26 protein-coding genes and 1 tRNA gene are annotated in these 26,947 nt (G+C 66.8%); 16 read left to right on the top strand and 11 right to left on the bottom strand.

Features of this window, described 5'->3' with window-relative positions:
- From ACMVY4_RS10710 to ACMVY4_RS10680, 7 genes are all read left to right on the top strand, one after another.
- Positions 1–795: a hypothetical protein gene (locus tag ACMVY4_RS10710; RefSeq protein WP_416900137.1), complete on the top strand. Its 795-nt coding sequence runs from the start codon at positions 1–3 to the stop codon at positions 793–795.
- Positions 773–1,210 carry a hypothetical protein gene (locus tag ACMVY4_RS10705; protein WP_416900136.1) on the top strand — a complete coding sequence of 146 codons (438 nt, stop codon included), beginning with the start codon at positions 773–775 and terminating at the stop codon, positions 1,208–1,210. Before ACMVY4_RS10710 ends, ACMVY4_RS10705 begins: the two co-directional genes overlap by 23 nt.
- Positions 1,207–2,580 carry a hypothetical protein gene (locus tag ACMVY4_RS10700; protein WP_416900135.1) on the top strand — a complete coding sequence of 458 codons (1,374 nt, stop codon included), beginning with the start codon at positions 1,207–1,209 and terminating at the stop codon, positions 2,578–2,580. The genes ACMVY4_RS10705 and ACMVY4_RS10700 overlap by 4 nt, the downstream gene beginning before the upstream one ends.
- A gap of 144 nt (positions 2,581–2,724) precedes the next feature.
- Positions 2,725–3,087 carry an STAS domain-containing protein gene (locus tag ACMVY4_RS10695; protein ID WP_416900134.1) on the top strand — a complete coding sequence of 121 codons (363 nt, stop codon included), beginning with the start codon at positions 2,725–2,727 and terminating at the stop codon, positions 3,085–3,087.
- A 1-nt stretch (position 3,088) separates the two neighbouring features.
- The gene (locus tag ACMVY4_RS10690) at positions 3,089–3,493 is read left to right on the top strand and encodes a hypothetical protein (RefSeq protein WP_416900133.1); all 405 of its coding nucleotides are present in this window, start codon (positions 3,089–3,091) and stop codon (positions 3,491–3,493) included.
- Between the two features lie 33 nt (positions 3,494–3,526).
- Complete coding sequence (locus ACMVY4_RS10685; protein WP_416900132.1) at positions 3,527–5,650, top strand: SLBB domain-containing protein; 2,124 nt, start codon at positions 3,527–3,529, stop codon at positions 5,648–5,650.
- The gene (locus tag ACMVY4_RS10680) at positions 5,650–6,360 is read left to right on the top strand and encodes a hypothetical protein (protein ID WP_416900131.1); all 711 of its coding nucleotides are present in this window, start codon (positions 5,650–5,652) and stop codon (positions 6,358–6,360) included. Before ACMVY4_RS10685 ends, ACMVY4_RS10680 begins: the two co-directional genes overlap by 1 nt.
- Before the next feature lie 26 nt (positions 6,361–6,386).
- Here ACMVY4_RS10680 and ACMVY4_RS10675 read toward each other — a convergent pair whose 3' ends face one another.
- The 3 genes from ACMVY4_RS10675 to ACMVY4_RS10665 all read right to left on the bottom strand — a co-directional run bounded on the left by ACMVY4_RS10675 (position 6,387) and on the right by ACMVY4_RS10665 (position 11,753).
- Positions 6,387–10,136, bottom strand: a complete 3,750-nt coding sequence (locus ACMVY4_RS10675) for a PAS-domain containing protein (RefSeq protein WP_416900130.1) — start codon at positions 10,134–10,136, stop codon at positions 6,387–6,389.
- Between the two features lie 836 nt (positions 10,137–10,972).
- Positions 10,973–11,063: transfer RNA gene (locus ACMVY4_RS10670), tRNA-Ser, on the bottom strand.
- Between the two features lie 54 nt (positions 11,064–11,117).
- Positions 11,118–11,753, bottom strand: a complete 636-nt coding sequence (locus ACMVY4_RS10665) for an acetyltransferase (RefSeq protein ID WP_416900129.1) — start codon at positions 11,751–11,753, stop codon at positions 11,118–11,120.
- Between the two features lie 108 nt (positions 11,754–11,861).
- Between ACMVY4_RS10665 and ACMVY4_RS10660 the strand changes: the two genes are divergently transcribed.
- Complete coding sequence (locus ACMVY4_RS10660; RefSeq protein WP_416900128.1) at positions 11,862–13,013, top strand: DegT/DnrJ/EryC1/StrS family aminotransferase; 1,152 nt, start codon at positions 11,862–11,864, stop codon at positions 13,011–13,013.
- Positions 13,014–13,025: 12 nt separating this feature from the next.
- On the opposite strand, the gene ACMVY4_RS10655 is transcribed toward ACMVY4_RS10660, so the two are convergent.
- Positions 13,026–13,544, bottom strand: a complete 519-nt coding sequence (locus ACMVY4_RS10655; protein ID WP_416900127.1) for a hypothetical protein — start codon at positions 13,542–13,544, stop codon at positions 13,026–13,028.
- 192 nt (positions 13,545–13,736) lie between these two features.
- Between ACMVY4_RS10655 and ACMVY4_RS10650 the strand changes: the two genes are divergently transcribed.
- Complete coding sequence (locus ACMVY4_RS10650; protein WP_416900126.1) at positions 13,737–14,588, top strand: MJ1477/TM1410 family putative glycoside hydrolase; 852 nt, start codon at positions 13,737–13,739, stop codon at positions 14,586–14,588.
- On the opposite strand, the gene ACMVY4_RS10645 is transcribed toward ACMVY4_RS10650, so the two are convergent.
- The 4 genes from ACMVY4_RS10645 to ACMVY4_RS10630 are packed head-to-tail and all read right to left on the bottom strand — an operon-like array spanning position 14,565 to position 17,925.
- Positions 14,565–15,224 (bottom strand): ABC transporter ATP-binding protein, encoded by a 660-nt coding sequence (locus ACMVY4_RS10645; RefSeq protein WP_416900125.1) that lies wholly within the window; start codon positions 15,222–15,224, stop codon positions 14,565–14,567. The genes ACMVY4_RS10650 and ACMVY4_RS10645 overlap by 24 nt on opposite strands.
- Positions 15,221–15,979 (bottom strand): ABC transporter permease, encoded by a 759-nt coding sequence (locus ACMVY4_RS10640; RefSeq protein WP_416900124.1) that lies wholly within the window; start codon positions 15,977–15,979, stop codon positions 15,221–15,223. Before ACMVY4_RS10640 ends, ACMVY4_RS10645 begins: the two co-directional genes overlap by 4 nt.
- 8 nt (positions 15,980–15,987) lie before the next feature.
- Positions 15,988–16,965: an ABC transporter substrate-binding protein gene (locus tag ACMVY4_RS10635; protein WP_416900123.1), complete on the bottom strand. Its 978-nt coding sequence runs from the start codon at positions 16,963–16,965 to the stop codon at positions 15,988–15,990.
- A gap of 51 nt (positions 16,966–17,016) precedes the next feature.
- A complete protein-coding gene (locus tag ACMVY4_RS10630) occupies positions 17,017–17,925 on the bottom strand; it encodes a transcriptional regulator GcvA (protein WP_416900122.1) in 909 nt (302 codons plus the stop codon).
- Between the two features lie 129 nt (positions 17,926–18,054).
- Here ACMVY4_RS10630 and ACMVY4_RS10625 point away from each other — a divergent pair, with 129 nt between their 5' ends.
- The 3 genes from ACMVY4_RS10625 to ACMVY4_RS10615 are packed head-to-tail and all read left to right on the top strand — an operon-like array spanning position 18,055 to position 19,362.
- A complete protein-coding gene (locus ACMVY4_RS10625; protein WP_416900121.1) occupies positions 18,055–18,279 on the top strand; it encodes a DUF1127 domain-containing protein in 225 nt (74 codons plus the stop codon).
- Positions 18,280–18,282: 3 nt separating this feature from the next.
- Positions 18,283–18,756 (top strand): OsmC family protein, encoded by a 474-nt coding sequence (locus ACMVY4_RS10620; protein WP_416900120.1) that lies wholly within the window; start codon positions 18,283–18,285, stop codon positions 18,754–18,756.
- Between the two features lie 57 nt (positions 18,757–18,813).
- Positions 18,814–19,362: a TlpA family protein disulfide reductase gene (locus ACMVY4_RS10615; RefSeq protein ID WP_416900119.1), complete on the top strand. Its 549-nt coding sequence runs from the start codon at positions 18,814–18,816 to the stop codon at positions 19,360–19,362.
- 9 nt (positions 19,363–19,371) lie between these two features.
- Here ACMVY4_RS10615 and ACMVY4_RS10610 read toward each other — a convergent pair whose 3' ends face one another.
- Positions 19,372–20,190: an NUDIX hydrolase gene (locus tag ACMVY4_RS10610; protein ID WP_416900118.1), complete on the bottom strand. Its 819-nt coding sequence runs from the start codon at positions 20,188–20,190 to the stop codon at positions 19,372–19,374.
- Positions 20,191–20,399: 209 nt separating this feature from the next.
- On the opposite strand from ACMVY4_RS10610, the gene ACMVY4_RS10605 reads away from it, so the two are divergent.
- Complete coding sequence (locus tag ACMVY4_RS10605) at positions 20,400–22,472, top strand: AsmA family protein (RefSeq protein WP_416900117.1); 2,073 nt, start codon at positions 20,400–20,402, stop codon at positions 22,470–22,472.
- Between the two features lie 46 nt (positions 22,473–22,518).
- The gene (locus tag ACMVY4_RS10600; RefSeq protein WP_416900116.1) at positions 22,519–23,349 is read left to right on the top strand and encodes a mechanosensitive ion channel family protein; all 831 of its coding nucleotides are present in this window, start codon (positions 22,519–22,521) and stop codon (positions 23,347–23,349) included.
- Between the two features lie 70 nt (positions 23,350–23,419).
- Here the strand turns inward: ACMVY4_RS10600 and ACMVY4_RS10595 are convergent, their stop codons facing one another.
- Positions 23,420–23,890 carry a hypothetical protein gene (locus tag ACMVY4_RS10595; protein WP_416900115.1) on the bottom strand — a complete coding sequence of 157 codons (471 nt, stop codon included), beginning with the start codon at positions 23,888–23,890 and terminating at the stop codon, positions 23,420–23,422.
- A gap of 156 nt (positions 23,891–24,046) precedes the next feature.
- Here ACMVY4_RS10595 and ACMVY4_RS10590 point away from each other — a divergent pair, with 156 nt between their 5' ends.
- Positions 24,047–25,033, top strand: a complete 987-nt coding sequence (locus ACMVY4_RS10590) for a 2-hydroxyacid dehydrogenase (RefSeq protein ID WP_416900114.1) — start codon at positions 24,047–24,049, stop codon at positions 25,031–25,033.
- Positions 25,034–25,036: 3 nt separating this feature from the next.
- Here ACMVY4_RS10590 and ACMVY4_RS10585 read toward each other — a convergent pair whose 3' ends face one another.
- A complete protein-coding gene (locus tag ACMVY4_RS10585) occupies positions 25,037–25,606 on the bottom strand; it encodes a NifU family protein (protein ID WP_416900113.1) in 570 nt (189 codons plus the stop codon).
- Between the two features lie 127 nt (positions 25,607–25,733).
- On the opposite strand from ACMVY4_RS10585, the gene ACMVY4_RS10580 reads away from it, so the two are divergent.
- Positions 25,734–26,945 carry an adenylate/guanylate cyclase domain-containing protein gene (locus ACMVY4_RS10580; protein ID WP_416900112.1) on the top strand — a complete coding sequence of 404 codons (1,212 nt, stop codon included), beginning with the start codon at positions 25,734–25,736 and terminating at the stop codon, positions 26,943–26,945.
- Positions 26,946–26,947 lie beyond the last annotated feature (2 nt).

Genomic DNA, 26,947 nt, shown 5'->3' with positions numbered 1-26,947 from the left:
ATGAGTTACGCGATCTCGAAAGGTGCAGTGCACATGGCTGCCGCGGCGGTGGTCGCCGGCAATGCCGTGGCGGGTCCTGTGACCCAAGCCGGCCTCTTCGCCGTCGATCCCGTGGTCTGGCTGGCGCTCGCGCTCGGCATGTGGCGGCTGTGGCGGGAGGGGCGGGATGTCCCGCCGGCGCCTTCCGATCTGGTCCTGGCCGTGGCGGTCGCCGCGGCCTGTCTGCTGCCTTCCGCCCGCATCGCCTGGATCGCCGGCGCGGCGGCGTTTGGCTGGCTGGCGGCAACAGAATGGCGGCGCAACGGTGTCGTCCCGGCCGGCATGGCCGTCCTGTTGGCTGTGAGCCTGCGCGAACCGGTCACCTGGCTGCTCACGACCCTGTTCGCCGAATCCCTGCTTCGCGCCGATGCGCTGCTGGCTGGCTGGCTGGCATCCCTGTTCCTGCCCGTCGAGGCGGTGCGCGCCAACATCATCGTCACCGGCAACGGCCACAGCCTGTTCGTGATGACCGGATGCAGTTCGGTGAACAACCTGTCGATGGCGCTGCTGTTCTGGTTCGCGGTGACGCGGGGCATGGGTGTCCGTGCCGGGGCGGGGCACGCCATCTTTCTCGGCAGCCTCATCGTGGCTCTGAACGTCGTTCGCCTGGCGGCCATGTCTGTCTCGCCCGCCAGCTATGCCTGGCTTCACGACGGCGGCGGCGCGACGGCCATCAGCCTGTTCACGGCGGTGCTGACCGCCGCCGTCACCTGGACTTCGCTGGAGACGCCCCATGCGCGCCCGCAACCTGCCTGAGATCGCGATTGCCCTGGCGCTTCTGCTCGGTGCGGCGGGGATCGCAGGCAAGGCCGCGCCTGCCATGCCTGCGCGCGGCTCCGGTGCCGCCGTTCTGGACCCGGCGATCGCTCGCCGGGTCGAGACGCACAGCTTCAGCGACCGGGGTCCCTATGTCGCCGGGCGTTATGCCGCCATCGGCTGTCTGGGCGAGATCTGGCTGCTGGAACTTCACCGCAATGGGGAAGCTGCCGATCTGTTGCCCGGCGCCGACGGATATCTGCTCGACGGTGTGACCCATCGGCGCTATCCCGCCTTCCGGATGTTCCGGGAACACATGGCGGCGTTCGCCGGCCTGCGCGCCGGTCCGCCCCGGGTGTTCGCCTACAGGGAGGCCGGCCGTTGCGGCTTGGCGGAAAGAGTTCAGGCCGGTTGATCCGTGCCGCGATCGCAGCCTTCGCCTCGGTGCTGCCGTCGCTGGCGTCCGCCGGTGATCTGTCTGTTCTGCACCCGCTCGAACGGCCCGCCTTCAGCGAAGACTGGCGCACGGAGACCCGGCGCACCGCCGCGCCCGGCGACATGGTCCTTGCGATCCTGAAGCTGGACGGCAATCCCTGCGTCCGGCTGTCGGCCAGCCGCCCGGACATCGCCTTCTGGCAGATGCTGCCGCTGGAAACGGAAACGCCGAGCGACGAAGCCACGGCGACCGGCACCTTTCACGAGGTCCTGGCGCCCCGCTCCGCAGCGACTTGCACGCTCTCCCGCCTGGTGCTGGCGGAATGGCGGGCCGAGCGGAACGAGACCGTCGAGATCGGCGGGGGCCATGTCCGTATCGAGGTGCGCACAATTGAACCGGCTGCCGGACCGCGCCTGCCCTTCATGGTCGGAATCAACCCCGCCAACCTGTTGCGGGGTCACTGCGCAGGGACCGCCTGCACGGATCCCTCGGCGCTGTACCGCAACTATGCCGCGATGCTGCGCGATCACGGACTTCAGCCGATGCAGGCCTATGTGAAGTTTCCGCCCATCGTCGACGGCCGGCTCGATCTGGATGCCGGCGCGGGGTCAGGCGTCTCCTTCCGGCAGACGGTGATGGATCAGGTCATCCACGGCCTTGTCGGGTTTCCGCGCGCGAGCCGCTATCCGGACCCGGCCGCCTATCTGAAGGCGCTGCAACGCACGGTCGAGATCGAGGGGCTGAAGGGCCGGGCCTGGGTCTATGCCGCTGACGAGCCGGCGGATCTTGACGCGCTTGCCGAGACGCTGGGCAACTACAGGCGTCTCGCCCCGGATGTGCGCGTGCTGGTGACCACGGACCGCGACCCTCGCCTGGAGGGACTGGTCGATACCTATGCCCCGGTCTTCAACCGGCTGGTCTCCGGCCGCCATCCCGGTTTCGGCGACTACGCCGACATCGGCCTCTGGACCTATCTGAGTTGCATGGGTTCCTGCGGTCCGCACCGCGCCGAAGCCCCTGAAGCCGAGCGGAGCCCGGGTCCGGCAACCGGCATCGCCGACCTGCTGATCGACCGGCCGGCCCGCCGCCTGTTCCGTTTCTTCCGCCAGATCGACGGCCGGGTCGACGGGCTTCTCTACTACGAGGCCATCGAGAGCTACCGCCTCGTTCCGATGGGCGTCGACATCTTCCGCGACACCTGGAATTTCGGCGGGAACGGCGACGGGCTGCTCGTCTTTCCGGGCCGGCCGGGCGAATTCGGGGGGTCGCGGCATGGTCCGCTGCCGTCGCTGCGTCTCAAATTCCTGCGGCATGCGCTGCAATCTGCCCGCGCCAGAGCGCAGCGCTGACCGCTGCATCCTGCAACACTGCAGGATGTTCGTCCTGTCCATGCTTCTTAACTAACTGAAATAAAGACGAAAAATCTCGGCCCAAAAGCGGGCCGGGAATTGCGAACCCCCGTCTCAGAAACCATCCGTTGGGAGACTGAGACCATGACCGAGTTCCGCTTCGACGCCCCTGGCGCCGTCTTCTTCCGCCCCGAGGGCCCGCTCGACGCCATCGGCGTCCTGGATGCCGCGGGCCACATCGAGGCGCTGTCCGAGCCGGGCATCGACCACATCACCGTCGACCTGCGCGACGTACCGTTCATGGATCCGTCGGGCCTCGGCCTGCTGGTCGATATCGCCAAGCGCATGAAGATGCGCCGTGGCGAGTTCGTGATCCGCGGCATTGCCGGTCAGCCGCTGCGCATGCTGCAGCAGCTGAAGCTGACCCGCCCGCTGAACGTTCATCCTGCCGCGGCGATCGGCGACCGCGCCGATGACGGCTTCATGCCGCTGGCCCAGGCCGCCTGACATGACGCGTTCCGGTTCCATGCTTGCCGTCATCGCCCTCGCGGCGATGGCCGGCGGCTGCGCGGTGACCTGGCCCGAGCACCGGGGCGGCGGCGCGGCGGAGATCTCCGCCATGCCCCACCCGGTCCATCTGGTGACCGCGGCCGATGCCGGGGAGCAGGCGCTGCAGGTGCAGCATGCCCGCTGCCTGCGCCGGCTGGAGGACGCGGTGCAGCGCGACGCGCTGCGCTGGGCGCCCGCCGAACTGGTGCTGGCCGAACGCCTCGCCATCCGGGCCGGCCGGGAGATCGCTGGGGGCCTGGACGCGTCGGCGGCCCGGAACCTGATCGCACTCCGCGAACGCATCGAAAGGATCGAAAACGCCATCGCGCGGGCGGCCAAGCCGCGCGACGGCGTCGACCTATGACAACCCGTCAACTCAAGGTGAGGAGCTTCACCAATGACCCGCTTCCACGCGCTTGCGCTGTATGCGCTGCTTGCGATCGTTGCCGCCATCTTCATGCGGCCGGCGATTGCCGCCGATGACAATCCGGTCCTGACCGCCGGCGACATCATCCAGATCGTCCTGCCCGGCGAGCCGGATTTCGACGCGCCCTTCCAGCTCGATTCGCGCGGCGTCATCCAGTTGCCCGAGGCCGGCGCGCTGCCGGTCTCCGGCATCGACGTCGACACGGCGCGCCGCCGCATCTATCTGGCCCTGTCCAGCGCCTACCGCGATCTCTCGCAGCTGGAGGTGCGGTTGAAGGAACGGCGGCTGGTGATCTCCGTGCTCGGTTTCGTGAAGGAGCCGAAGGAAGTCGATCTGCCGGAGTACGGCAATGTCCAGATGGCGGTTTCGGCCGCCGGCGGCCTGCGCCAGGGCGCCCAGCTGGACCGCTTCCAGCTGCGCCGCGGCGAAGACACCCGCGTCTTCGACTACAAGGCCTATCTGGACTCCGGCGACCTCAACGCCATTCCCGCGCTTCAGTCGGGCGACACGATCTTCGTGCCGTCGTCGCCGCTGATCGGAAATGTCGAGGTCGAATTCGACGCGAAGACCCTGACCGCAGCCGGCGACGCCGGCGAGGAGCGCGGCGCCGTCAAGGTCTTCGGCGAGGTCCAGAATCCCGGCACCTTCGCCTTCAAGTCCGACCAGACTGTCGTTGACGTGATCATGCGCGCGGGCGGCCTGACCCGGTATGCCGGCGTCGAGAAGATCCGCATCATGAACGGCGGCGCGCCGGTCGTCTTCGACCTGAAGAAGTACTTCGACACCGGCGATGCGACCCTGCTGCCGAAGCTTCAGGAAGGCGCAACCGTCTATGTCCCGATCAATGTCGACGAGGTGAAGGCCGGCGTCCGCACCGTCTATGTCATGGGCGAGGTCGCCAAGCCCGGTTCCTACGAGATGACCGAGGGCGCGAACTTCTTCGACGTGCTGGCCAATGCCGGCGGCCCGAACCGCTATGCCGAGACCCGCCAGCTTCGCGTCATCCGCGCCAATGGCGAAGTGCTGCCCTTCGACCTGGCCGGCTACACCGAAGGCCGCCCTGGCCTGACCGTGCCGGCGATCCACCCCGGCGACGCCATCTTCGTGCCGGAGAAGACCGACCAGCTGGAGAAGTCCTGGCTGAAGATCGGCACCGACCGCGCCATCCGCATCATCGGGCAGGTGCACCGTCCGGGCCGCTACGAGTGGTCCGACGAGATGTCCCTGCTGGACCTGATGGCCCATGCCGGCGGCCCGACCCAGTACGGCGACGCGACCAGGATCAAGATACTGCACCAGAATGGCGACCGGGCCGAGGCGCGGGTCTTCGACCTGCAGAGCTTCATCAACGAAGGCGGTTCGCTGGCCGACCTGCCGCGGCTGAACGCCGGCGACACGGTGACCGTGCCGGAACTGCCGCGCGATCCTTCCGACAACCGCAGCCAATGGACCCGGCTGGACTCCGACCGCGCGATCTACGTCATGGGCGCCGTCGGCGCACCGGGCCGCTACGCCTTCAACCCCAGCCTGCACTTCCTGGACATCGTCTCGGCCGCGAACGGCCCGACGCCGAACGCCGATCTGCAGAACATCCGCATCAGCCATCGCGACGGCAGCGGTTCGCGGGTCTCGAAGGTCAATCTGGCACTCTATTTCGAAACCGGCGACGACAGCCTGCTGCCGCAGGTGGTGCCGGGCGACGTGATCTATGTCCCCGGCCGCGACCGCGACTACACCGAGACCGATCCGGCCGCCATGGTCCGGGTGCTCGGGTCCGTCCGCAACCCCGGGCGCTACAAGTTCGACGACAGCATGACCATTCTGGATCTGCTGGCCGAGGCCGGCGGCCCCGCCGCTGATGCCTGGCAGGAAAAGATCGTCGTGGTCCACGTCGTCGACGGCGAGCCGAAGGCAACGGCCTTCGACCTGGTCCAGTTCGCCCGCGGCGGCGATTTCTCCGAGCTGCCGGTGGTCCGAAAGGGCGACACGGTCTACGTCCCCTCGCTCAGCCAGAGCGACTGGCAGATCTTCATGAACGGCGTGCGCGACGTTTTCCAGGTCGTCTCCATCTTCGCCGTGCTGGGGGCGCTGTGATGACCCCGCTGCCGATCGACCATGTGGAGCTGGACCGCATCCTGAACCAGCTCCGCACGCTGGCAGGCGGCGAGCGCTGCCCGGCGGTGCTGTTCACCGGTGCCACCCGTGGCGCCGGCGCCTCGACCCTCGCCTGGGCGGTCGCCCAGCGGGCGGTGATGTCGGGCCAGCGGGTCCTGTTCGTCGATCTGGATCCGCTGAAGCCTTACACCGAGCAGGTCCTGTTCCTGGATCTGGAGACCGGGCCTCAGCCACTCGAGGGTGTGCTGACCGCGCCGAAGACCATCCCCGGCCGCACCCTGGATGTCACCCGCATCCGCAGCTGGGCCGGCGCGAGGCGTTCCGGACAGAAGGATGGCAGCCTGCTTGCCGCAGAGCTCGAAACGCTCGGTGCGAGCTATGACCTGATCGTCGCCGATGGCGCTCCTGTCGCCGCCAGACGGACCAGCGCAACGGTCGACGGCTGCGCGGTCACGGCGCTGTTCGACGTCACCTATCTGGCCGTTGCCGGCGCGGTGACGTCTGCGGCCCGGCTGCAGGCCGCCACGGACCGTCTGACCGAGATGGGCGGGCGCATCGCCGGGACGGTCCTCAACGAGCGCGAGATGGAATTGCCCTTCCAGGGCCTGTCCCGCCGCTTCCGGCAGCTCTCGGCGCTCTTGCCGTGGCTGCCCCGGCTTCTGGGTTTCCGGTTTCGTAGCGTGGGGTGAACCCTGGGCCCTCCCCCCGGAGGGCTTCAGTTTCCGTAGTGTCGTGTCGCGTGGCCTTCCATTTCCCGCATCGATCGTCTTGCCAATTCGGGCAAGCCGGCGGCGAGCTGGAAGGCCTCACCCTCATTGCCGGCCGCGACCGCCGCCTCGATGGCGCGGCAGGTGCGGAACAGCTGCATCGCACCGAAAGAGCCGCTGCTGCTGCCGATACGATGAGCGACCGCATCCAGTGAGGCCGCGTCGTGGCTTGCCGAGGCCGCTTCAATCTCCGGCAGCGATTCGGTCAGATGTTCGGTGAAGACCTGAAGCATCTGCGGGATGACCTCCGGCGAGGTCTCCTCCGCAAGGCGGTCGAGTACCTCGGGATCGAACAGCGGATGTTCGTGCTGCGGTTCGGGCGCCACCGCCTCCGGCACAGGGGCCTCGGTCAGCACCCAGCGGTCGATGGTGCGGATCAGATGCGCCCGGTCGATCGGCTTGGCGACGAAATCGTCCATACCCGATGCGAGGATGTTCGACTTCTCGCTTTCCAGCACATGCGCGGTCATGGCGATGATCGGCACCTGGCCCCGTTCGCCGGGAAGGGCCCGGATCGCGGACGTCGCCTCCAGCCCGTCCATCACCGGCATGCCGATATCCATCAGTACCGCGTGATACGGACGCCGCTCCACGGCCTCCACGGCCTCGGCGCCGTTGCCGGCCAGGTCCATGGCGAAGCCGGCCTTCTGCAGCATCACCTGGACAACCATCTGGTTCGCCGGATTGTCTTCGGCGACCAGAAGGCGCACGTGGCTGCGCCGGGCGATTGTGTCGGCGTCGTCGATGGCGGGGCCGGCGGCCGCTTCCGCCGGCGCGGACAGCGAGGCCCGCTCCAGATCGGCCTCGAACCAGAAGGTGCTGCCGCGGCCGCGCTCGCTCTCGAAGCCGATCTCGCCGCCGATGGCGTCGACGATGCGCTTGCAGATCGCCAGCCCAAGACCCGTGCCGCCGAGCTGGGCATCGCCGTCGCCGGTGGTCGCGAACTCGGTGAACAGCCGGTCGCGCACTTCCTCGGAAACGCCCGATCCGCTGTCGGTGACCGAGAACCGCAGCCTCGGCCTCGCCTTGTGACCGCCGGCCTGTTCGACGCGGAACACGATCTCGCCCTGCTGGGTGAAACGTGCGGCATTTGAACCGAAATTCAGCAACACCTGACGCATGCGGCCCGGATCGCCGAGCAGCGGCGCCGGCAGGTCGGGGTCGGCTTCCAGCCGCAGGTCCACGCCTTTCTCCCGCACCCGCGGTTCGAGTACCTCCATCACCAGCCGCACCAGATCGGCCGGGTCGAAGGGCGAGACCTCCAGTTCCAGCTTCCCGGCTTCCATCTTGGAGAAGTCGAGAATGTCGTTGATGACCGTCAGCAGCGCCTCGGCGGAGCGGCGGCCGGTGGTAACGTATTTCTCCTGGTCCCCGGAGAGAGGGGTTTCGGTCAGCAGGCCCAGTACCCCGAGCACCGCGTTCAGCGGCGTGCGGATCTCGTGGCTCATCATCGCAAGGAACCGGCTCTTGGCACGGTTCGCCTCCTCGGCGCGGTCGCGCTGCAGCGTCAGCTCGGCCCGGGCGTCCCGGAGCTCGGTGATGTCGCGCAGATAGCCGATGAACTCGGGTCCGCCGCGCCCGTCCGCGACGCTGATCGCCAGCTCGATCGGGAAGATGCGCCCGTTTGCATCCATGGCCTCGATCTCGATCCGGTTGCCGATCACCGGGCCCTCGCCGCTGACGAGGTAGTGGGCGAGCCCCTTGCGGTGCGCCTCTCTGAGGTCCGGCGGAATGACCAGATCCGCCATCTCCTTTCCGACCACCGCCGCCGCGTCGTAGCCGAACAGTTTCTCGGCGGCCGGGTTGAAGCGCACGACATTGCCGTCGCGGTCCATGATGATGATGCAGTCGAGCGCGGCGTCGATGGTGGCGCGGATGCGGCCCTCGCTCTCCCGCAGGCTGAATTCACGGCGTTTCAGTTCCGTGATGTCGGTGCGGAAGCCGACCGTGCCGCCGTCCGGCGTCCGCCGCTCGACGATCGACAGCCACCGGTCTCCGTCCAGCTGCTGTTCGATGGGCTTCTCGGGCGGATTGCGGTGGGCGGCCATGCGTTCGGCGATCCATTCCTCCTCCCGGCCGATGGCGGCTGGATACTGCCCGCGCCAGGCGCCGTGATGAATGATGTCTGCGAACAGCGTGCCCTGGACCATCAGATCGGCACTCTTGTCGTAGGTCTCGCGGTATTTCTGGTTGCAGATCACCAGCCTGTCGTCGGCGTCGTAGACGACGAAGGCGTCCGGCACCGCCTCGATGGCCGAGACCAGCCGTTCCTGCGCCTGGCTGAGCTCGAACTCGCGCTGCTTCAACTCGGTGATGTCGGTGCGGAAGCCGACGATGCCGCCCTCCGGCGTGCGCCGTTCGGTGATCCGGATCCAGCGCCCGTTGGCCAGTTGCTGCTCGATCGGCTCGTCCGGCGGATTGTGGTGGGCGGCCATGCGCTGGGCGATCCACTCTTCCTCGCGGCCGACCGCATCCAGATACTCGCCGCGGCCGACGCCCGCACGCAGCCCGTCCTCGAACCGCGTGCCAAGGGTCATCATGTCGGCGGAGCGGCCATACATCTCCCGGTACTTCTCGTTGCAGATGACCATCCGGTCCTCGGCGTCGAACAGCACGAAGCCGTCCGGCACCGCCTCGATGGCTGCCAGCAGGCGTTCCTGCAGCATTCGGGCGGTCTCCTGGGCCTCCCGTTCGGCCGTGCGATCGGTCAGCACGCCGGTGAACAGCCGCTCGCCATCGATCACGGTCTCGCTGAAGGAGATATCGCCCATCAGCCGGCGGCCGGACTTGTGCAACGCCGTCATCGTCGTCTGCCGGTCAGGCAGCGGGATGGCCCCGGCCAGATAGGCCTGGAAGACCTGGTTGTAGAGTTCGAACTGCTCCGGCGGCATCAGATCGCTGACGTGCAGCTTGAGGAACTCAGCCTCGGTGTAGCCGAACTGACGGCAGACGGCGGCGTTGCAGCCGACGATCTTCATGTTCAGGTCATGGGTCAGCAACCCCTCTGACAGCGTGTCGAAGATGGAGGCCATCAGCCGGTCGCGTTCCGATCGCTGATCCTGAAGGCGGGATTCCTGCTCGTGTTCTGCAGCAGCCCGCTCTGCCTCGATCCGCTGCACGAACGCCGCGGAAATCTTGCCGATCTCGTCGTCCTGCTCTGCGATCCGGCGCAGCTGCTCCACGTCGGCTCGCGCCTGGCTCGCCGCCCGCAGCACGGGCTGAAGGCGTCTCTGAACGATCATGTGATTGGTGAGGATCGAGGCCAGAAGCGCGGTCAACAGCGATAGGCCGAGCGCTGCGCCGACATACTGAAGCTCGTAAAGGATCGTGTCGCGGACCCAGCTGCCGCCATGATCGATGCGGACATCGCCACCGCCGCGGACCGGAAAGACGGCGGTCTTCTTCGCGGCCCGCGCAGCGCAGCTGTCGGTCGGCCAGCTCTCGATCACCTTGCCCGCTGCGTCGAGCAGCGTCACGCAGCGGACCGAGCGGAGCCCCTGGCCGAGACGCAGCAGATGCCCGAGATCCTCCGACCGGCCCGCCTCCGCCGCCGCGGCGACCGCCGTTGCGATATTGAAGCCGACCGATGCCACCTCAGCCGCCAGCTCCGCCTCGAGCTCAGCGCGGCGGTGGGATTCGTACCAGAGCAGGAATCCGCCGATGAAGACGACGAAGATGGCCGAAAAGACCACTGCCATCCGGACATGCATCGAGGAGAGGAATTGTCGCAAGGCCGTCTGCTTTCAGTTGGATCTTCAGAATCCGCAACCGGGATTCACCATAGGCGCAGCGAAAGCGGCAGAATTCGCATTGGGTCGCAGCAGGCAAGAGAACGCGCGCCGCGGCCCCGCGCTCTCCTGAGCTGCATTGGCGCTCTGCTCAAAGAGTCTGTACATCAAGCAAGCTCCCGGCGCTTCCCATGATCAGGAACGCATGTGAACGGAATGCGAATTCGAGGCGATCCCGATATCGATTGGCCCTGATTGCCTAACCACTGCAACATTTTCCTTGGGCAGTCCACGATGCGCGAACCGCCCCGCGCTTGCAGGCTGCAGATGAGTGTCGCCCACCACGCGATGGAGGGCTGGGAATGACAGCATGACCGCGCGCTTAGGCATCTGCTTGTGGTTCTGCTTCCCGACAGCCCAGACAATTCTATGGGCCACCGAATGCAAAAATCCCATTCGGTCGCCCAAACGCGCTCCGAACAGCAATGACACTGGGCGGCGGATTGCCGATCCTGCCGCCCCCTTTCAGTGGATATAGCCGCGAAAGCCAGCGGACCGTCTTGCGCGGCCTGGCTTGTCAGACACTATTGGGGCTGGATGGGACCCATTGGCGATCGTGAGGTGGGGGTATTGGAAAGCCTGCATCCCGTCTCCGAATTATACAGCATCGAAGAACGGCGCGATCGACGGCCAGGTACTGGTGAAACGCGCTCCTCAACCGCCTTTCAAATGTGGGCCTCAATGTGGGATCAAGAAAATCCCTCCAACTCAAACACACACTAATTCAATATCTTGATGGCAACAAATGGCGGAGAGGATGGGATTCGAACCCACGAGGGAGGATTAGTCCCTACTCCCTTAGCAGGGGAGCGCCTTCGACCACTCGGCCACCTCTCCGCCGCCGGGTATACGGAAGCCCGGCGCCGGAACGCAAGGGGTTTCGGACAGGGGTCAGCGCGGGCGGGCGTTGGCGTCGCCGAAGGCGGTCGTCCCGCCGGGGACATCGCGGATCACGGACGAGCCCGCGCCGACGGTCGCCCAGGCGCCGATCCGCGCGCCCGGCCGCGCCACCACGCCTGCGCCGAGAAAGCCGCCCTCACCCACATGGACATTGCCGGCCAGGTTCGCGCCGACGGCCACATGGCAGAAGTCGCCCACTTCGCCGTCATGGCTGACGGTGGCGCCGGTGTTGAGGATGACATGCCGACCCAGCCGCGCCTCGGTCTGGACCACGCAGCCGGCGAAGATCATGGCGCCCTCGCCGATCGTGGCGCTGGGCGAGATCCAGCTGAAGGGATGGACAAGGCGGGCGAAACGGGCGCCGGCGAGCTTCTCCGCCGCGGCCTTGCGCCGGGCGTTGTCCCCGATGGCCAGGATCAGCCCCGTGGCGCTGTCCAGGCCCGTGACGGCGTCCAGCCCGCCGCGCGCCACCTCGACGCCGAGCCGTTCCTCGCCCCAGCGGGCCTCGTCCTCGTCGATCAGGCAGTCGACGCCTAGGCCGGCGGCGCGGGCCGCCTCGATGCATTCGCGGGCGTGACTGCCGCTGCCGACGATGGCGATGGCTCGAATCTCGGATGCTCCGGACATGGCCTGCATTCTGGAGGCCGCGTGCGCCCCGGGCAATCGGACGATTGTTTCCCCGGCGCCCGGCGGCGTATGGTCCGCCCGCCCGGCCGCCGAGGAGCCCCCGAACCGATGTCAGACGCCGACGATCAGATCCTGCTGTCCCCGCCGCACATGGGGCCTGAGGAACGCGCCATGGTGACGGAGGCCTTCGACACCAACTGGATTGCACCGGTCGGCCCGCATGTCGACGCGTTCGAGGCCGAGCTGGCCGCCGCGACCGGCGCCGGTGGCGCCGTGGCGCTGGCATCGGGGACGGCGGCGCTGCATCTCGCGCTGCGGCTGATGGATATCGGGCCCGGCGATACGGTCTTCTGCTCCACGCTGACCTTCGTCGCCAGCGTCAATCCGGTGCTCTACCAGGGTGCGGCGCCGGTCTTCATCGACAGCGAGCCGGCCAGCTGGAACATGTCGCCAGAGGCGCTGGAACGCGCGCTTGCGGCTGCCGCCGCGAAGAGCCGCCTGCCGGCCGCGATCATGGTCGTCCACATCTACGGCCAGAGCGCCGACATGGACGCGATCATGGCGCTTGGGGACCGATACGGCGTGCCGGTGATCGAGGACGCCGCGGAATCCCTTGGCGGGCTCTACAAGGGCCGCGCCAGCGGCACCATCGGCCGCTTCGGCGTCTACTCCTTCAACGGCAACAAGATCATCACCACCTCGGGCGGCGGCGCGCTGGTCTCCGACGATCTCGATGCGCTGGCGCTGGCGCGCAAGCTGGCGACGCAGGGTCGCGATCCGGCCGAGCACTACCAGCACAGCCAGATGGCCTACAACTACCGGCTCTCGAACGTGCTGGCGGGGATCGGCCGGGCGCAGCTGCACAAGCTGGACGACCGTGTGGCGGCGCGGCGGCGGATCTTCGCCCGCTACCGGGACGGGCTGGCGGACCTGCCCGCGGTCGGCTGGATGCCGGAGCCGAACTGGAGCCGCAGCAACCGCTGGCTCAGCGTCTGCACCTTCGATCCCGCGCAGACCTTCGTGACACCGGCCGACGTCATGCTGGCTCTGAGGGCGGAGAAGATCGAGGCGCGGCCGGTCTGGAAGCCGATGCACCTGCAGCCGCTGTTCGACGGCGCACCCTACTGGCCGCACGCCGACGGGAACAGTGTCAGTGACCGGCTGTTTGCGACCGGCCTCTGCCTGCCTTCGGGTTCGGCCCTTAGCGAGGCGCAGCAGGACCGCGTGATCGGGGTGATGCGGAAGGCGCTTGGCGCCTGACGCGGCGCCGGCTCAGCGGCCGCGCGTGGTCAGCTTGTAGAGGCTCTCGACGATCTTCTGCCCGACCGGATCCTCGCTGCCCTGCACGTCGAAGCGGATGATCGCGCGCAGCGCCTCGACATGCGGGGCGATGATGGTCAGGTGATCGACGGAGGGGCTTTCCAGCGTGTCGAGATAGCGGCAGAGGCTGTCGCCGATGCTGGTAAGCAGGGTGAAGCCGAAGGTCGAACCCTGGCCCTTCAGATCGTGGACGGTGTCGAAGATTTCCTGGTAGCAGGCCGCAATGTCGTCCGACGACGGCGCGCGCATCACCATGTCGTTGATCTCTTCGAGTTCGATACGGGCGCGCTCACGGAACTCGGTCGCCATGCCGTCGACGGCGCGCTGCGCCTTCTTGATCAGCGCCGGATCGACCCGGGTCCCCGACCCGACCTTCGCGCGGAGCGTGTTCGGGACATGGATGATCTGGTGACCGGGACCGCTCTCGACGGCGACAGGTTCACCAAGGTCCTTGTCCGCGCGTTTGGTCATGTGCTCCATATCACTCAGCCTTTACAACACTCTGAAACCGAAACGATGCTCCTCATGCTGGCCTCGATGAGTAAACAATCCGATAACGATGTTTGGAAAGCTGCGTGGAAACGCCAAGTTTTCCGCGCCTTTTCGGTCCTCGCGATGGTATTGCTGCCTTTCGGCTCCGGATTTGCCACGGATATCAACGCTGTGCGGAACTTCACCTACTGGCTCGCCAATCCGCAACCCGCGCTGATTGCATCCAGCGGATTCGAACTCGCGGTTGTCGATCATTCCCGCGATGGAACCCTGGCGGGCGCCTTCGCCGCGTCAGAGGTCGAACTGATGCAGCGGATGCCGGATGGCGGACGGCGGGTCGTCCTGTCCTACCTGTCCATCGGCGAGGCCGAGGACTACCGGGGCTACTGGAAGGCGGAATGGTCGAAGAAGCCGCCGTCGTGGCTGGAAGCCGAGAACCCGGACTGGCCCGGCAACTACAAGGTCCGCTACTGGGATCCGGACTGGCAGGCGCTGATCTTCGGCAATCCGGAAGCCTCGCTGGACCGGATCATCGCAGCCGGTTTCGACGGGGTCTATCTCGATATCATAGACGCCTACTGGTACTTTCAGGAGAAAGGCCGCAAGAGCGCGGCAGCAGACATGATCGGCTTCGTCACGGCGCTGGCCGCCTATGGCCGCAAGAAGAAGCCGGGCTTCCTGATCGTGCCGCAGAACGCCGCCGATCTGCTGGCCTATCCCGAGTATCTGAATGTCATCGACGCCCAGGGGCAGGAAGACCTGTTCTACGGGCTGGACGGACCGGACACGCCGAACCAGAAGGAATTGGTCGACTGGCCGATGAAACACCTGCAACTGGCGCTCGACGCCGGCAAGCCTGTGTTCCTGATCGAGTATCCCGAAACCCGGGCAACGGTCGAGACCGTCTACAAGCGGGGAAATGAGGCCGGGCTGGTACCCTACGCTACGGTCCGCGGGTTGGAGCGCATGGTGATCAACCGTGGTCTGGACCCGGACCTTTCAGGCCTGCTCCTGCGCGATTGAGGCGGCCAGCGCGGCCGCGTCCAGGTCGCCCGCCGGCTGGTCCAGCCGGACGGTCGCCGGTCGCCCGCCCAGCACCACGACGCGCTGCGCCAGTTCCAGGGCCTCCGCCGGATCGTGGGTGACAAGCAGCGCCGGCACCGGCGCGCGCGCCAGCAGATCCTGCAACAGGCGCCGCAGCCGGGACGCGGTCTCCGCATCCAACGAGGCGAAGGGTTCGTCCAGCAGCAGCAGGTCCGGCTGGACGGCGAGCGCCCGCGCGATCGCGACCCGCCGCGCCATGCCAAGGGAAAGCTGCGCCGGATACAGGTGCGCGGCCTCGCCGACACCGACGTCATCGAGCAGCGCCAGCAGATCCGCCTCGGCCCGCTCCGGCGCGACGATGCGCAGGTTCTGCAGCGCTGTCCGCCAGGGCAGCAGCCTGGGCGACTGGAAGACATAGCCGACCCGGCCGCCGAAGCCCTCGATCTCACCGTCGAAATCGCGATCCAGCCCGGCTATCAGATGCAGCAGCGTCGTCTTGCCGACACCGGAGCGGCCGCAGACCGCCACCGTCTCCGCATCGCCGATGTCGAAGGCGACGGAACCGAGCACGTCGGCGTCCGCGTGGCGCTTGGCGGTAACCCGGACGCGGATCATGCCTGCCGCCAGCGGTTGGCGCGCCGTTCCATCGGGCGCAGCACCAGCCACTCGATCAGCTGCATCACGGCGATGAAGCTGAGCGCATAGGCCAGGATGGCGTCGATCTCGAACAGCTGAAAATGCAGATGCAGCTTGAAGCCGACGCCGTCGCCGCGGCCCAGCAGTTCGACCACCAGCACGATCTTCCAGATCAGCGCGATCCCGGAGCGGGTGGCCGCGGCGAGATAGGGCGCCAGTTGCGGCACGATCAGATGGACCAGCCGGCTCTGCCAGGACAGGCGGTAGACACGGGCTACCTCGTCGAGATCGCGGTCCAGCGCCCGGACGCCTTCGCGCACGGTGACCACCACGTTCGGGATCTTGTTCACCGCCACAGCCAGCACGGCGGCGGTCTCGGTCAGGCCGAGCCAGACATAGGCCAGGATGATCACCACCAGCGCCGGCAGGTTGAGGAAGAACACCAGCCAGAGATCGAGAAAGCGGTCCGCGGTCCGGCTCAGGCCCATGACAAGGCCGATTCCGATGCCGGCGGCCATCGCGATCACAAAGGCAAGAACGACCCGGAACAGGGTCACCCCGACGTGGCGGAACAGCTCGCCCGTGGCGGCCTCTGAGGCGATGACGGCTGCGACCCTGGCCGGGCCGGGCAGCACCTGCGGGTCGCTGAACGCCGCCGCCACCAGCCAGATCGCCAGCATCGCCGACAGCGACAGCAGCCACCAGATCGCCGCCGAACCTGCCCCGGAACGCACCAACAGGATCAGAAACGGGCTGCGGGGTGATAGGCCGCCGCGTCCAGTTCGTTCGCATCACCGACCAGAGCCTTCCCGCCGATCCCGGCGAGAACGGCATAGAGATTCCGCGCGGCGGCGATCTCAGCGTCGCCGAACTGCCGGGGTATCCCCTCGCGGAACCGCTGCCTGAGCGTCGCGAGTTCCTCGTCCGACGCGGCGCGTGTGAGCGGCCGGAGGCGCTCCCATTCGGCGTCGTCGTTCAACATCAACCGCTTCGCAGCGAGGGACGCCCGCAGGAACGCGGCGGCCCTGTTCTCGCCGGGCGCGGACAGTTCCGGCGAGAAGACGTAGCCGACGATGGCAACGTCGCGTACGCCGGCAATGGCTTCTGCAATGCCGTTCATGTCGGCCAGACGCCGGTAACCGGCCGCTTCCAGCCGGGCGGCGTAGTGCCAGAAGGTCAACAGCGCGTCCATGCCGCCGCCTTCGAACTGCTTCCTCAGCAGCGGCGGCGCGCCGAAGACCGCTTCCGCCTCATCGGAAAGATCGAAGCCCTGATCGCGTTTCGTGAGCGCCCGGAGCAGCAGCCAGGACTTGTCGAGCGGGCCGCCGGCGACGCCGATCTTCCGTCCCTTCAGGTCCGGGATGGACTGCACAGGCCCGACGGCCGGCACCATGACGGCGCCGACGGTGGACGAATAGGGTGCGAAGGTAATCGCGCGTCCGGCTTCGCGCTGCCGCGCCACCCAGACGATGTCGGAGACGATGGCGTCCACCTCGCCGCCCTGGAAGGCGATGGCAGCGGCCTGCTTGCCGGCGAAGCCGACGACCTCCAGTTCGATGCCCTCGGCCCGGTCAAGGCCGTGATGTCGGATCGTGTCCAGTTCCCATGCCACGGTCCCGAACTCCAGCACACCGAGCCGCAGCGTCTCCGCTGCGGCCGGCGCCGCAAGAGCCAGCAGGGTGAATCCGGTCACGACCGCGGTCTTGAGCCGCTTGATCATGATTCCTCCCGTGTGTCGTGCGGCGAGGATATCGCCGGACGGCCCGGTCTGTCAGCCTGCATCCTGTTCAGCGCGGTAGGCGGCAGCCTCGGCGATTACCCAGTCGCGGAAGACGGCGATCTTGGGCTGGTCGGCCACCCTGGGCAGATGCACCAGGAAATAGGCGAAATCGGAGGCCAGCGTGATCGGAAACGGCCGCACGAGACGCCCGGCCTGCAGATCCGCAAAGGCGAGCGCATGCCGCGCCATGGCGACGCCCATGCCTTCGACCGCCGCCTGCAACAGCATCGCCGAGTTGTCGAAGGTCGGACCGCGCTTCGGATCGACGCCCGAGACCCCGGCGGCGACCAGCCACTCGGCCCAGCCGACCGGGTAGTCGTCGTGCAGCAGGGTGTGCCGGGCCAGATCGTCGGGGCGCCGGAGCGGGTTCGCGCCGGTCAGCAGTTCCGGGCTGCAGACGGGAAAGACCGAATCGTCGAACAGCCGGTGCACGGCGAGCCCGGGATAGTTGCCGGCCCCGGAGCGGATGCCGATGTCGAAGGGCTCGACCTCGAGGTCGACGAGCCCCTCGCCGGTCGACAACAGTACATCGATTTCAGGATGATCGGCGCGGAAGTGCCCCAGACGCGGGATCAGCCACTTCGCGGCGAAGGACGGCATGCAGGTGACGCGCAGCTCGTTGCCGCCATCGCTGCTGGCGATGCGCTGCACCGAACTCTCCAGCAGATCGAGCGCATCGCGAACGCCGGGCAGGAGCATCTGGCCGGGCTCGGTCATCAGGATCTCTCGGTTGCGCCGCTGGAACAGCTTGATGCCGAACCATTCCTCCAGCCCCTTGACCTGATGGCTGATCGCAGCCGGGGTCACGTTCAGCTCGTCCGCTGCCCTCGTGAAACTTAAGTGACGGGCAGCCGCCTCAAAGGCTCGAATTGCGTTAAGGGGCGGTAAACGGCGGGACACGACGATCTCTCCAGCTTAAATTTTCTAATCAATATCGTGAAAAAGCATCGTTTGTCACGGCCCAATCCCGACCCTATCTCCGCCCTCAAGCTGGATGGGCCAGCTCTCTCTGCACTAGGAGCAAGAACAATGACGAAGATGGTCGAAACCGCCGGCCGCACCAGGCTGGGTCTGAACCCCCTTGCCGCTCTGGTCGACGGCGTGCTGAACTCCGGTGGTCTTTTAGCCGCGTGGCAGCAGCGTGCCAACGAGCGGACCGCGCTCGCGAGCCTGGATGACCGCCTGCTGCGCGACATCGGCATCGATCGGCAGAGCGCCGCCGTCGAAGCCAAGAAGCCGTTCTGGAGGTCCTGATTTATGGACAAGGACGGTCGGCACCAGTACCGGACCAGCCTGACCTGGACCGGAGCCGCCGCCGGATTTGACGGGTACGAGTCCTATGACCGGACCCATCGGATCGCGGCGCCTGGCAAACCGGTGCTGACCGTCTCCTCCGACCCGGCGTTTCTCGGCACGCCCGAGCTCTGGAATCCGGAGGACATGCTGCTGGCGGCCCTGTCGAGCTGCCACATGCTCAGCTATCTCGCCTGCTGCGCCCGCGCGCGCATCGAGGTGATCGACTATGTCGACGAAGCCACCGCGACGATGGTCGAGGATGGCAAGGGCGGCGGCCGTTTCACCGAGGCCGTGCTCAATCCCCGCGTGGTCATCGCGGACGCGGCGAAACTGGAGCATGCGGAGCGGCTGCACGGCACCGCCCACAAGGTCTGCTTCATCGCCAATTCAGTCAATTTCGACGTCAGGAACGCCCCGGTAATCACGGTTCGCTGAGTTCCGACCGCCGCAATATTGCGGTTTTGTTGCGGAACGTGCTAGCTGCCACCGATGATGAACCGCCGTTCCCTTCTGCTCGGCGCCGCGGCCACGCTGGCGCTTCCGGGCCTCGCCCGTGCCGTTCCACGCCCCGGTCCGGAGGCGCTGCTGTCGCTCATCGGGCTGCCGGGGATCGACGGGCCGCCGCTGGGCATCGAGGAAATCGCCAACAGGCCGGTGCTGATCACCTTCTGGGCCAGCTGGTGCCCGCCCTGCCGCCCGGAGTTCCACCATTTCAACCTGGCGCACCGGGCCTACGGTCCGAAGGGACTCACGACCATCGGCATCAACGTCCACGAGACCCTCGACGGCCTCTCCTCGCCCGAAAAGCGCGCCCGGTTCATCAGACAGACAGCCCCTGAATTCCGGCTGATCGAGGCCGAGCCGGACATTCTGGAAACCTTCGGCGGCGTCGACCGGATCCCGACCGTGTTCCTGTTCGACAGGCGCGGCGAAATCGCGTTTCTCTATGTCCACGAACGCGGTGCGGAGAAGCAGCACGTCACCTTCGGCGAGTTGCGGCCTGCGCTGGAAAACCTGTTCCCGGCACGCACCGGGAGCTGATCCGGCGGATCAGCCGGCCGCGCCGACGTCGAAGGTCGGACCGCCGAACCCGGCTTCGGCCGGGATATCGATGAACCGTCGGCCATCCTTCGCGTAGACCTTCGGCGTCACCGGCACCAGCGGGTCCTCCCGCGCCTGCGACATGGCCTCGGCGACACTGTTTGCGCGCGACAGCTTGATCAGGTTGAGGCGCGTGGCGAACACCATCGTGACCTCCTTCGCATCGGCGCGCCGGACGGCCTCGGCCGGATTGATCCAGACGCTTTCCACAGCTTCGGTGCCGTCATGCAGCGCCGAGGCGCTCTGCGATTCCGGGATCTCGGCCATGTAGAAGGGCGTGTCGAACCGTTTCGGCAACACCGCCGGCGTGATCCAGTGGGCGAAGGGCTGCAGCATGCGCAGATCGAACATCAGACGCTCGCGCTCGGCCATCTCGCCCATGGTGACCCGGTTGGCTTCCATGTCGGCGGCGTAGGTCTCCTTCAGCGCCAGATAGCGGCCGGTGCCCAGATCCTCGCCCTCGTGCCCCGAGGCCAGCAGCACGCCGGTTTCCTCGAAGGCCTCACGGATCGCTGCGATCCGGAACCCCAGCTGCGTGTCGTCCAGCGCCTCCGCGCCGATGCAGACCTGCCGCACTGACGCGTCTGAATCCGCCGCATCGACCTTCCCGCCGGGGAAGACCATCGCGCCGGAGGCAAAATCGATCTGGTGGTGCCGGGTGACCATGAAGACCTCCAGCCCGGTCTCACCGTCCCGGACCAGCAGGATGCTGCTGGCCGGCTTCGGCACCACGTCCGCAAATTTTCCCGTCAGATCCGGTCCGTCCATGCGTTCCGCCTCCCCTGCTTCTGCATGTTGTCCGCGCTGCGGCGATCTCTGTCACAGATATATCGCAACGCAGGGTCGACAGTTGCCAACCTGGACGCGATTCTGCGTTAGAGTACCGGCAGTTCCGTATCTGCGTCCACGTTCGGAGACCTGCGCTCGCGGCAACCCGCCTGCACGGCGCGCCGGACCAGTACGACAGGGAGATCGACATGAAACGGGTCCTCATCATCATCGGCGTCATCGTGGTGCTGCTCATAGCGGTCGTCGTCGCCCTTCCCTTCATCGTGCCGAAGAGCGCCATGACGGCCTATGTCGTCGGCCAGATCGAGGAGGCCACGGGCCGCAAGGTGACCGTCGGGGCCGAACCCGAATTCTCGGTTTTCCCCGAAGTGAAGCTCTCTCTGAGCAAGGTCACGCTGTCCAACGCCGAAGGCGGTGAGGCCGAGAACCTGGCCGAGATCGGCGAGGCCGATATCGAGGTCGACCTCATGGCTGCGCTTTCGGGCGAAGTCGTGATCCAGAAATTCGTCCTGATCGACCCGATCATCGTGGTCGAAAAGGACAAGCAGGGCCGCTTCAACTTCGAGATGGGCGACACCGGACAGGGCACCCCGTCCGACAGCGGCAGTTCGTCCGCCGGTGAAGGCGGGCTGGGCGACGGCCTGAAGCTGTCGCTGGACGATGTGCGCCTGCAGAACGCCACGCTGGTCTACGCCGACGCGACGACGGGCGAGCGACAGGAGATCAAGGGTTTCAACGCGAGCCTGTCCCTGCCCGCGATCACCGGTCCCTTCGACGTCGAGGCGGACGCCGAATGGCAGAACCGCCGCGTGGCGCTGGTCGCGCATGTCGACAATCCGATCGCCATCGCCAACGGCGAGCGCTCGACCGTCAAGGCCAACGTCTCCAGCGACGGGCTCTTCCGGGTCGAGTTCGAAGGCGCCGTGACCGGCGGCGACCTGCCGAGCGGCGCGGGCCGCACCTCGATCTCGGTCGAGGACCTCGCCGGACTTCTGGCCTGGGTTCCGGTCGCGCTGGGCAACGACGTGAAACTGCCGGCAACGATCGGCATTGCCGGCGACCTGACGGGCTCTCCCGAGAAGGTCGCCCTGGCCAACGCGACGGTCAGCTTCGACGACAACAGTCTGAAGGGGAACATCTCGGCCGGCCTGACAGGCGGCAAGCCGTTTGCTGTCGCCGATCTGACGGCGGGCGCGCTCGACCTCAGGGCCTATCTGCCTGAGGGCGGCGCCGGTGGCGGCGGCGCTGGCGCCGGTGGCGGCAGCGCCGGATCCGACGACTGGTCGGACGAGCCCATCGACCTGAGCGGTCTCACGGCGGCGGACATCGACATCCGTCTCCGCGCCGACCAGATCACCACCGGCATCGTCGACACGGCGAGGACCGACGTGGCCTTCGTCGCCAAGGGCAAGCAGGCCGATCTGACCATCAATGAACTCAATCTCTATGAGGGCGCGGCGACCGGATCGGTGAACATCGACCAGCGGCAGGCGGAGCCGGCCATCGCGATCATTCTCAACATCAGCAACATGCAGGCGCGTCCGGCGCTGCAACAGCTGGCCGACTACGGCGATTTCCTGGGCACCGTCAATGCAGCCGCCAACCTGACGACCCGCGGCAATACCGAGCGCAAACTGGTCACGGCGCTGAACGGCAAGGGCAATGTCGTCGTCACCGACGGCGCCATTCTCGGCTACAATCTGGCCGCCGCGGTCCGCAACATCTCCACCGGCGGACTCGACATGAACTACGACGAGTCCGAGAAGACCGACTTCGCCGAGATCTCGGCCAGCTTCACCGCGAAGAACGGCGTGGTGAACAATCCCGACCTGAAGATGAATGCGCCCCTGCTGCGCGTCACCGGCCAGGGCGACGTCCTGCTGCCGCCGAAGACCATCGACTACCGCGCGCTGCCGAAGCTGGTGGCCAGCCTGACCGGCCAGGGCGCGAGCGAGAGCGGCGGCCTGGGTATCCCGATCCTGATCACTGGCGCCTGGGCCGACCCGTCGATCAAGCCCGACCTTGAGGGCGTGGTCAAAGGCGTGCTTCAGGCGCCGGGCGATGCGGTCAAGGGCGTTGCGGACACCGTCAAGGGTGTCGGCGGCGCGGCCTCGGGTGGCGTCAAGGGCGTCCTCGACAGCGTGACCGGCAGCGGCAGTTCGTCCGGCGAGACGACACCCGAGAAGACCGAGGGCGACTCGGACTCCTCGAACCCGATTTCCGGCGCGACCAAGAAACTGAAAGGGCTGTTCGGCAACTGATGAGCCGATCCGGCCGGAAACGCAAACAGACACCCGGAGTGCATTGATGGAAGAAGAGACATCCGTTTCGGCGGAAGTGCTGCAGGCCTATGTGGTCGAGTATGCGATCGCCATTGCCGGCGTCGCGATCATTCTGGTGGTCGGCTTCTGGGCCGCCGGTATGATCTCCCGCCTGGCCGGCAAGACCATGGTGAAGACCGGCAAGGTCGACGCCATGCTGGCGAACTTCCTGTCCACCCTTGTCCGTTATGCGATCATCGCGGTCGCGGTGATCGCCGCGCTGGACCAGTTCGGCGTCGAGACCACCAGCTTCGTCGCGATCATCGGTGCGGCGGGCCTGGCGATCGGCCTCGCCCTCCAGGGCACGTTGAGCAATCTCGCGGCCGGGGTGATGATCCTCATCTTCCGCCCCTTCAAGCAGGGGCAGTTCATCGAGGCCGGTGGCATTTCCGGCACGATCGATGACGTCTCCCTGTTCGTGACCGAGCTCCACACCGCCGACAATATCCAGATCCTGGTGCCGAACGGTCAGCTCTGGAACACCGCGATCCGGAACTACAGCCACCACCCGACCCGCCGCCTCGACCTGATGCTGGGCATCGGCTACGGCGACGACATCGGCAAGGCGATCGAGGCCCTGCGGGAGATGGCTCAGACCGAGGACCGTGTGCTGAAGGATCCGGCCCCGATGATCGCCGTCGCCAACCTCGGCGAGAGCTCGGTCGATCTCACGATCCGGCTCTGGTGCACCGCCGGCGACTACTGGGGCCTGAAATGGGACTTCCAGCGCGCCATGAAGGAGAAGATGGACGAGATCGGGGTCGAGATCCCGTTCCCGCAGCGCTCGGTTCACATGATCCAGGAGGCCGCCGAATAGGCACACCGCCTGGATTGACCGTCAGAAGCCAAAGGCCCGCCGGAGACGGCGGGCCTTCTTGCTGTTCAGCCTACTGGTCTTCCAGGATGCGGAACGGGCTGCGGATGCGGACGCCCCAGAATTCGTAGATGACGTAATAGCGCCGTCCGGCTTCGAGTTCGCCGCCGCGGACTTGCATCGTGGCGCCTTCCTGGATCTGGCCGCCGGGCGGAATCGTGACCTGCACCTCGCCGCCGCCGCATTCCTTCTTCGCATTGACGATCACCGGATCGTTGTTCGGCAGCACGATGGCGTAGTTGTGGATCGCGCACTGCCCCGGCGCCGTTATGGTCAGTTCCTCGGTGCCCGTGTTGCGCAGCGCGACATTGACGTGAATGCGGCTGGTCGCGCCGCCCTGTGCGAGCCGGACCCGCCGTTCGATCTGGATGGTGGCTTCCAGGTTCTCGTCGGTGGTCGCGACTTTCGCGGAACTCGGGGCGGCCAGCGGCATCGCGGCGGCCGCAGCCAGCGCAAGGCCGGTAATGAAACGGCGGATGGCCATGTCTTTCTCCATCGGCAGAAAACGGTCGGCGCTAAGGTGGGTCCATACGCCTGCAAGGGCAAGTCATGGCCGTCACGCCGCCCCCGGAACTTGCGGATCGCCGCTGCCGGAGCCAATCTCGGGCCTCCCGAAATCACAGACCGAGAGGGGCGAGCCGTGACCCATACCGTGCTGCTGGCCGGCAAGCTGTCCATGCACAAGGGCGATTTCCTGAGGAAGCACCTGACTGAGGACTGGCGGATAGAGACGTGCGACCCGGCCGAGGACAGGGCCGCCTTCGAACGTCTCGCGCCGGAAGCGGACGCCATGGTCGGCGGCCACATCGCCGCACCCTGGCCGGCCATGCCGAAGCTGAAGCTGTTCCAGATCCCCTTCACCGGCTTCGACTTCCTGAAACCGGAGGTGCTGCCGGCGGGTTGCCTCGTCTGCAACACCTATGAACACGAGACCTCCATCGCCGAATACATCCTGCTCGGCATGCTGGAATCGGAGATCGGCCTGGCGAAGACCAGCGCCGCCTTCAGGGCGAAGAGCTGGAACGGCAAGGGGCCGGCGCAGAGCCCGGTACATGGCGAGGTCCGCGGCAAGACCGTCGGAATCGTCGGATACGGTCATATCGGCCATGAAGTGGCGGTCCGCGCCCGCGCCTTCCAGGCCCGGGCTATCGGCATCGGCCGCCGGGACCGTGAGACGCCGCCGGAACTGGACTGGTACGGCAAGGCCGACAGGCTGCAGGACCTGTGCGCCGAGGCCGATTACGTCGTGGTCTGCGCCCCGCTCAACGACGACACCCGCGGCATGATCGGCGCGCACCAGTTCGCCGCCATGAAGCCGACGGCCGTGGTGATCAATGTCGGGCGAGGACCGATCGTGGATGAGGATGCGCTCTACGAGGCGCTCTCGGCGAAGCGGATCGGCGGCGCGGTGATCGACGTCTGGTACAACTACCCGACGCCGGACGACCCCAGCCCCTGGCCGTCGAAACACCCGCTGCAGGAACTCGACAACATCATCATGTCGCCGCACAACTCGGGCTGGACGCAGGAGCAGATCGACCGCCGCTGGACATTCGTCGCAGCGAACCTCGACCGCCTCGCCCGGGGCGAGACGCCGCTCAACAAGGTGATGGAAGGGGCAGGCTGACGCCTACATGCCGACGGCGCGGACTTCCTCGACTTCCGGGACGTAGTGGCGAAGCAGGTTCTCGATACCGTGCTTCAGCGTCATCGTCGATGACGGGCAGCCCGAGCAGGCGCCCTGCATCGCCAGATAGACGATGCCATTGTCGAAACCGTGGAAGACAATGTCGCCGCCATCCTGCGCAACCGCCTGCCGCACGCGCGTATCCAGCAGTTCGACGATCTGGCTGACCACTTCCTTGTCGGCTTCGCTTGCCTCGGCGTGACCGCCGCCGGCCGGGGCCTCAGCGCCCTCCTTCATCACCGGCAGCCCGGCGGTGAAGTGCTCCATGATCACGCCGAGAATGGCCGGCTTGATGTGGTGCCACTCAAAGTTCTCGTGCTTCGTCACGGAAACGAAATCGAGTCCGAGGTAGATGCCGACGACCCCTTCGACCTCGAACAGGCGCTCTGCCAGCGGCGACGCCTCGGCGTCGGCGGCGGTGCGGAAATCGGCGACTCCCTCCGCCATGACCGTGACTCCCGGAATGAATTTCAGGGTCAGCGGGTTCGGTGTCGGTTCGGTCTGGATGAACATGTGTTCCTCCGTTTGGCCCATGGGGCGATGCGGGCCCTAATTGGCGCGGAGGCCAGCCCGGATCAAGGGTTTGTGCAGCCTGTTTCGCGATTTGTCAAAGACAAGGCGGGGACCTACCCTTCCAGACATGCAGCAGGCCGAAGAAAAGACCGCCTTACAGGTAACGCCCCGGGGATGGCGGTCGGACCCGCTTGCCGCTTGGCTGATCACCGAACTGCACAGGCCTAATGCCGAGCTCGATTTCTTCGCCGAGCTCTGCGAGCGGCTGGCCGGCGAAGGCATCGATATCGCCCGGGCCTTCTGCGGCCTGCTGTCGCTGCATCCGCTGTTCGTGTCGCGCAACCTGGTCTGGACGCCCGAGACCGGCAGCAGCCTGATCAAGCGGCCGCACGGCGTCGCTTCGACCGACTTCTACTACAAGAGTCCCGTCTACCTGATCCATCAGGGCGCGCCGGAAGTCCGCCAGCGGCTGGATGTCGACGAGGACCTGCTCGAGTTCGACATCTGGAAGGAAGGCCGTGCCCAGGGCATGACCGACTATGTCGCCGTGCCGCTGCGCCATTCGACCGGCGAGGTGAACGTGCTCGCCTTCTCGACGCGGCGGCGGGCCGGCTTCACACCCGCCCAGATCGCCCGGCTGAAAGACATCGCGCCGCTGATCGCCCTGCGCATGGAGCTGATGAACAGCTATTTCGCGACCGGTTCGCTGCTGAACACATACCTGGGCGAGGCGGCTGCCAGGCGGGTTCTGGCCGGCACCATTCACCGCGCGGAGGGTGAGACGCTGACGGCCGCGGTCTACCTCTGCGACCTGAAGGGGTTCACGGCGCTCTCCGAACAGCTCGAGGCCGAGCAGATCATCGAGGTGCTGGACGACTATTTCGACTGCATGATCGAGCCGATCCGGGCCATGGGCGGGGAGGTGCTGAAGTTCATGGGCGACGGAATGCTTGCCATCTTCCCGATGGACAGCCGGACGGCCCAACTCGCCTGCCAGTCAGCGCTGGCGGCGGCGGAGGAAGGTCAGCGGAACCTCGCAGCGCTTAACCGACGACGCTGCGAAACGGGGAAATGCGAGCTTTCCGCCGGTATCGGCCTGCATGTCGGCGAGGTGATTTTCGGCAATATCGGCTCGGCCGACCGGCTGGATTTCACTGTCATCGGACGGGCCGTCAACGAGGTCAGCCGCGTCGAAGGCATGACCCGGGCGCTCAGGCATCCGATCCTGATGACCGCCGAATTTGCGACGGTGCATGCAGACGGCCGGGAGTTGCAATCACTCGGCTTTCATGCTCTGAGCGGTGTCACCCGCCCGACGGAAATCTTCGCTCCCGCCTGAAG

This window comes from Minwuia sp., assembly GCF_048007105.1.
In the GTDB taxonomy this organism is placed as follows: domain Bacteria; phylum Pseudomonadota; class Alphaproteobacteria; order Minwuiales; family Minwuiaceae; genus Minwuia.
The sequence above is the reverse complement of the archived record's forward strand: the minus strand, read 5'-3'. Positions and strand labels throughout refer to the sequence as shown.

Excerpts from the sequence above, each read along its gene's own strand:
- ACMVY4_RS10710 (WP_416900137.1), top strand. The coding sequence starts at position 1 with ATGAGTTACGCGATCTCGAAAGGTGCAGTGCACATGGCTGCCGCGGCG.
- ACMVY4_RS10705 (WP_416900136.1), top strand. The coding sequence starts at position 773 with ATGCGCGCCCGCAACCTGCCTGAGATCGCGATTGCCCTGGCGCTTCTG.
- ACMVY4_RS10695 (WP_416900134.1), top strand. The coding sequence starts at position 2,725 with ATGACCGAGTTCCGCTTCGACGCCCCTGGCGCCGTCTTCTTCCGCCCC.
- ACMVY4_RS10690 (WP_416900133.1), top strand. The coding sequence starts at position 3,089 with ATGACGCGTTCCGGTTCCATGCTTGCCGTCATCGCCCTCGCGGCGATG.
- ACMVY4_RS10685 (WP_416900132.1), top strand. The coding sequence starts at position 3,527 with ATGACCCGCTTCCACGCGCTTGCGCTGTATGCGCTGCTTGCGATCGTT.
- ACMVY4_RS10680 (WP_416900131.1), top strand. The coding sequence starts at position 5,650 with ATGACCCCGCTGCCGATCGACCATGTGGAGCTGGACCGCATCCTGAAC.
- ACMVY4_RS10675 (WP_416900130.1), bottom strand. The coding sequence starts at position 10,136 with ATGGCAGTGGTCTTTTCGGCCATCTTCGTCGTCTTCATCGGCGGATTC.
- ACMVY4_RS10665 (WP_416900129.1), bottom strand. The coding sequence starts at position 11,753 with ATGTCCGGAGCATCCGAGATTCGAGCCATCGCCATCGTCGGCAGCGGC.
- ACMVY4_RS10660 (WP_416900128.1), top strand. The coding sequence starts at position 11,862 with ATGTCAGACGCCGACGATCAGATCCTGCTGTCCCCGCCGCACATGGGG.
- ACMVY4_RS10655 (WP_416900127.1), bottom strand. The coding sequence starts at position 13,544 with ATGACCAAACGCGCGGACAAGGACCTTGGTGAACCTGTCGCCGTCGAG.
- ACMVY4_RS10645 (WP_416900125.1), bottom strand. The coding sequence starts at position 15,224 with ATGATCCGCGTCCGGGTTACCGCCAAGCGCCACGCGGACGCCGACGTG.
- ACMVY4_RS10635 (WP_416900123.1), bottom strand. The coding sequence starts at position 16,965 with ATGATCAAGCGGCTCAAGACCGCGGTCGTGACCGGATTCACCCTGCTG.
- ACMVY4_RS10625 (WP_416900121.1), top strand. The coding sequence starts at position 18,055 with ATGACGAAGATGGTCGAAACCGCCGGCCGCACCAGGCTGGGTCTGAAC.
- ACMVY4_RS10620 (WP_416900120.1), top strand. The coding sequence starts at position 18,283 with ATGGACAAGGACGGTCGGCACCAGTACCGGACCAGCCTGACCTGGACC.
- ACMVY4_RS10615 (WP_416900119.1), top strand. The coding sequence starts at position 18,814 with ATGAACCGCCGTTCCCTTCTGCTCGGCGCCGCGGCCACGCTGGCGCTT.
- ACMVY4_RS10610 (WP_416900118.1), bottom strand. The coding sequence starts at position 20,190 with ATGGACGGACCGGATCTGACGGGAAAATTTGCGGACGTGGTGCCGAAG.
- ACMVY4_RS10605 (WP_416900117.1), top strand. The coding sequence starts at position 20,400 with ATGAAACGGGTCCTCATCATCATCGGCGTCATCGTGGTGCTGCTCATA.
- ACMVY4_RS10600 (WP_416900116.1), top strand. The coding sequence starts at position 22,519 with ATGGAAGAAGAGACATCCGTTTCGGCGGAAGTGCTGCAGGCCTATGTG.
- ACMVY4_RS10595 (WP_416900115.1), bottom strand. The coding sequence starts at position 23,890 with ATGGCCATCCGCCGTTTCATTACCGGCCTTGCGCTGGCTGCGGCCGCC.
- ACMVY4_RS10585 (WP_416900113.1), bottom strand. The coding sequence starts at position 25,606 with ATGTTCATCCAGACCGAACCGACACCGAACCCGCTGACCCTGAAATTC.
- ACMVY4_RS10580 (WP_416900112.1), top strand. The coding sequence starts at position 25,734 with ATGCAGCAGGCCGAAGAAAAGACCGCCTTACAGGTAACGCCCCGGGGA.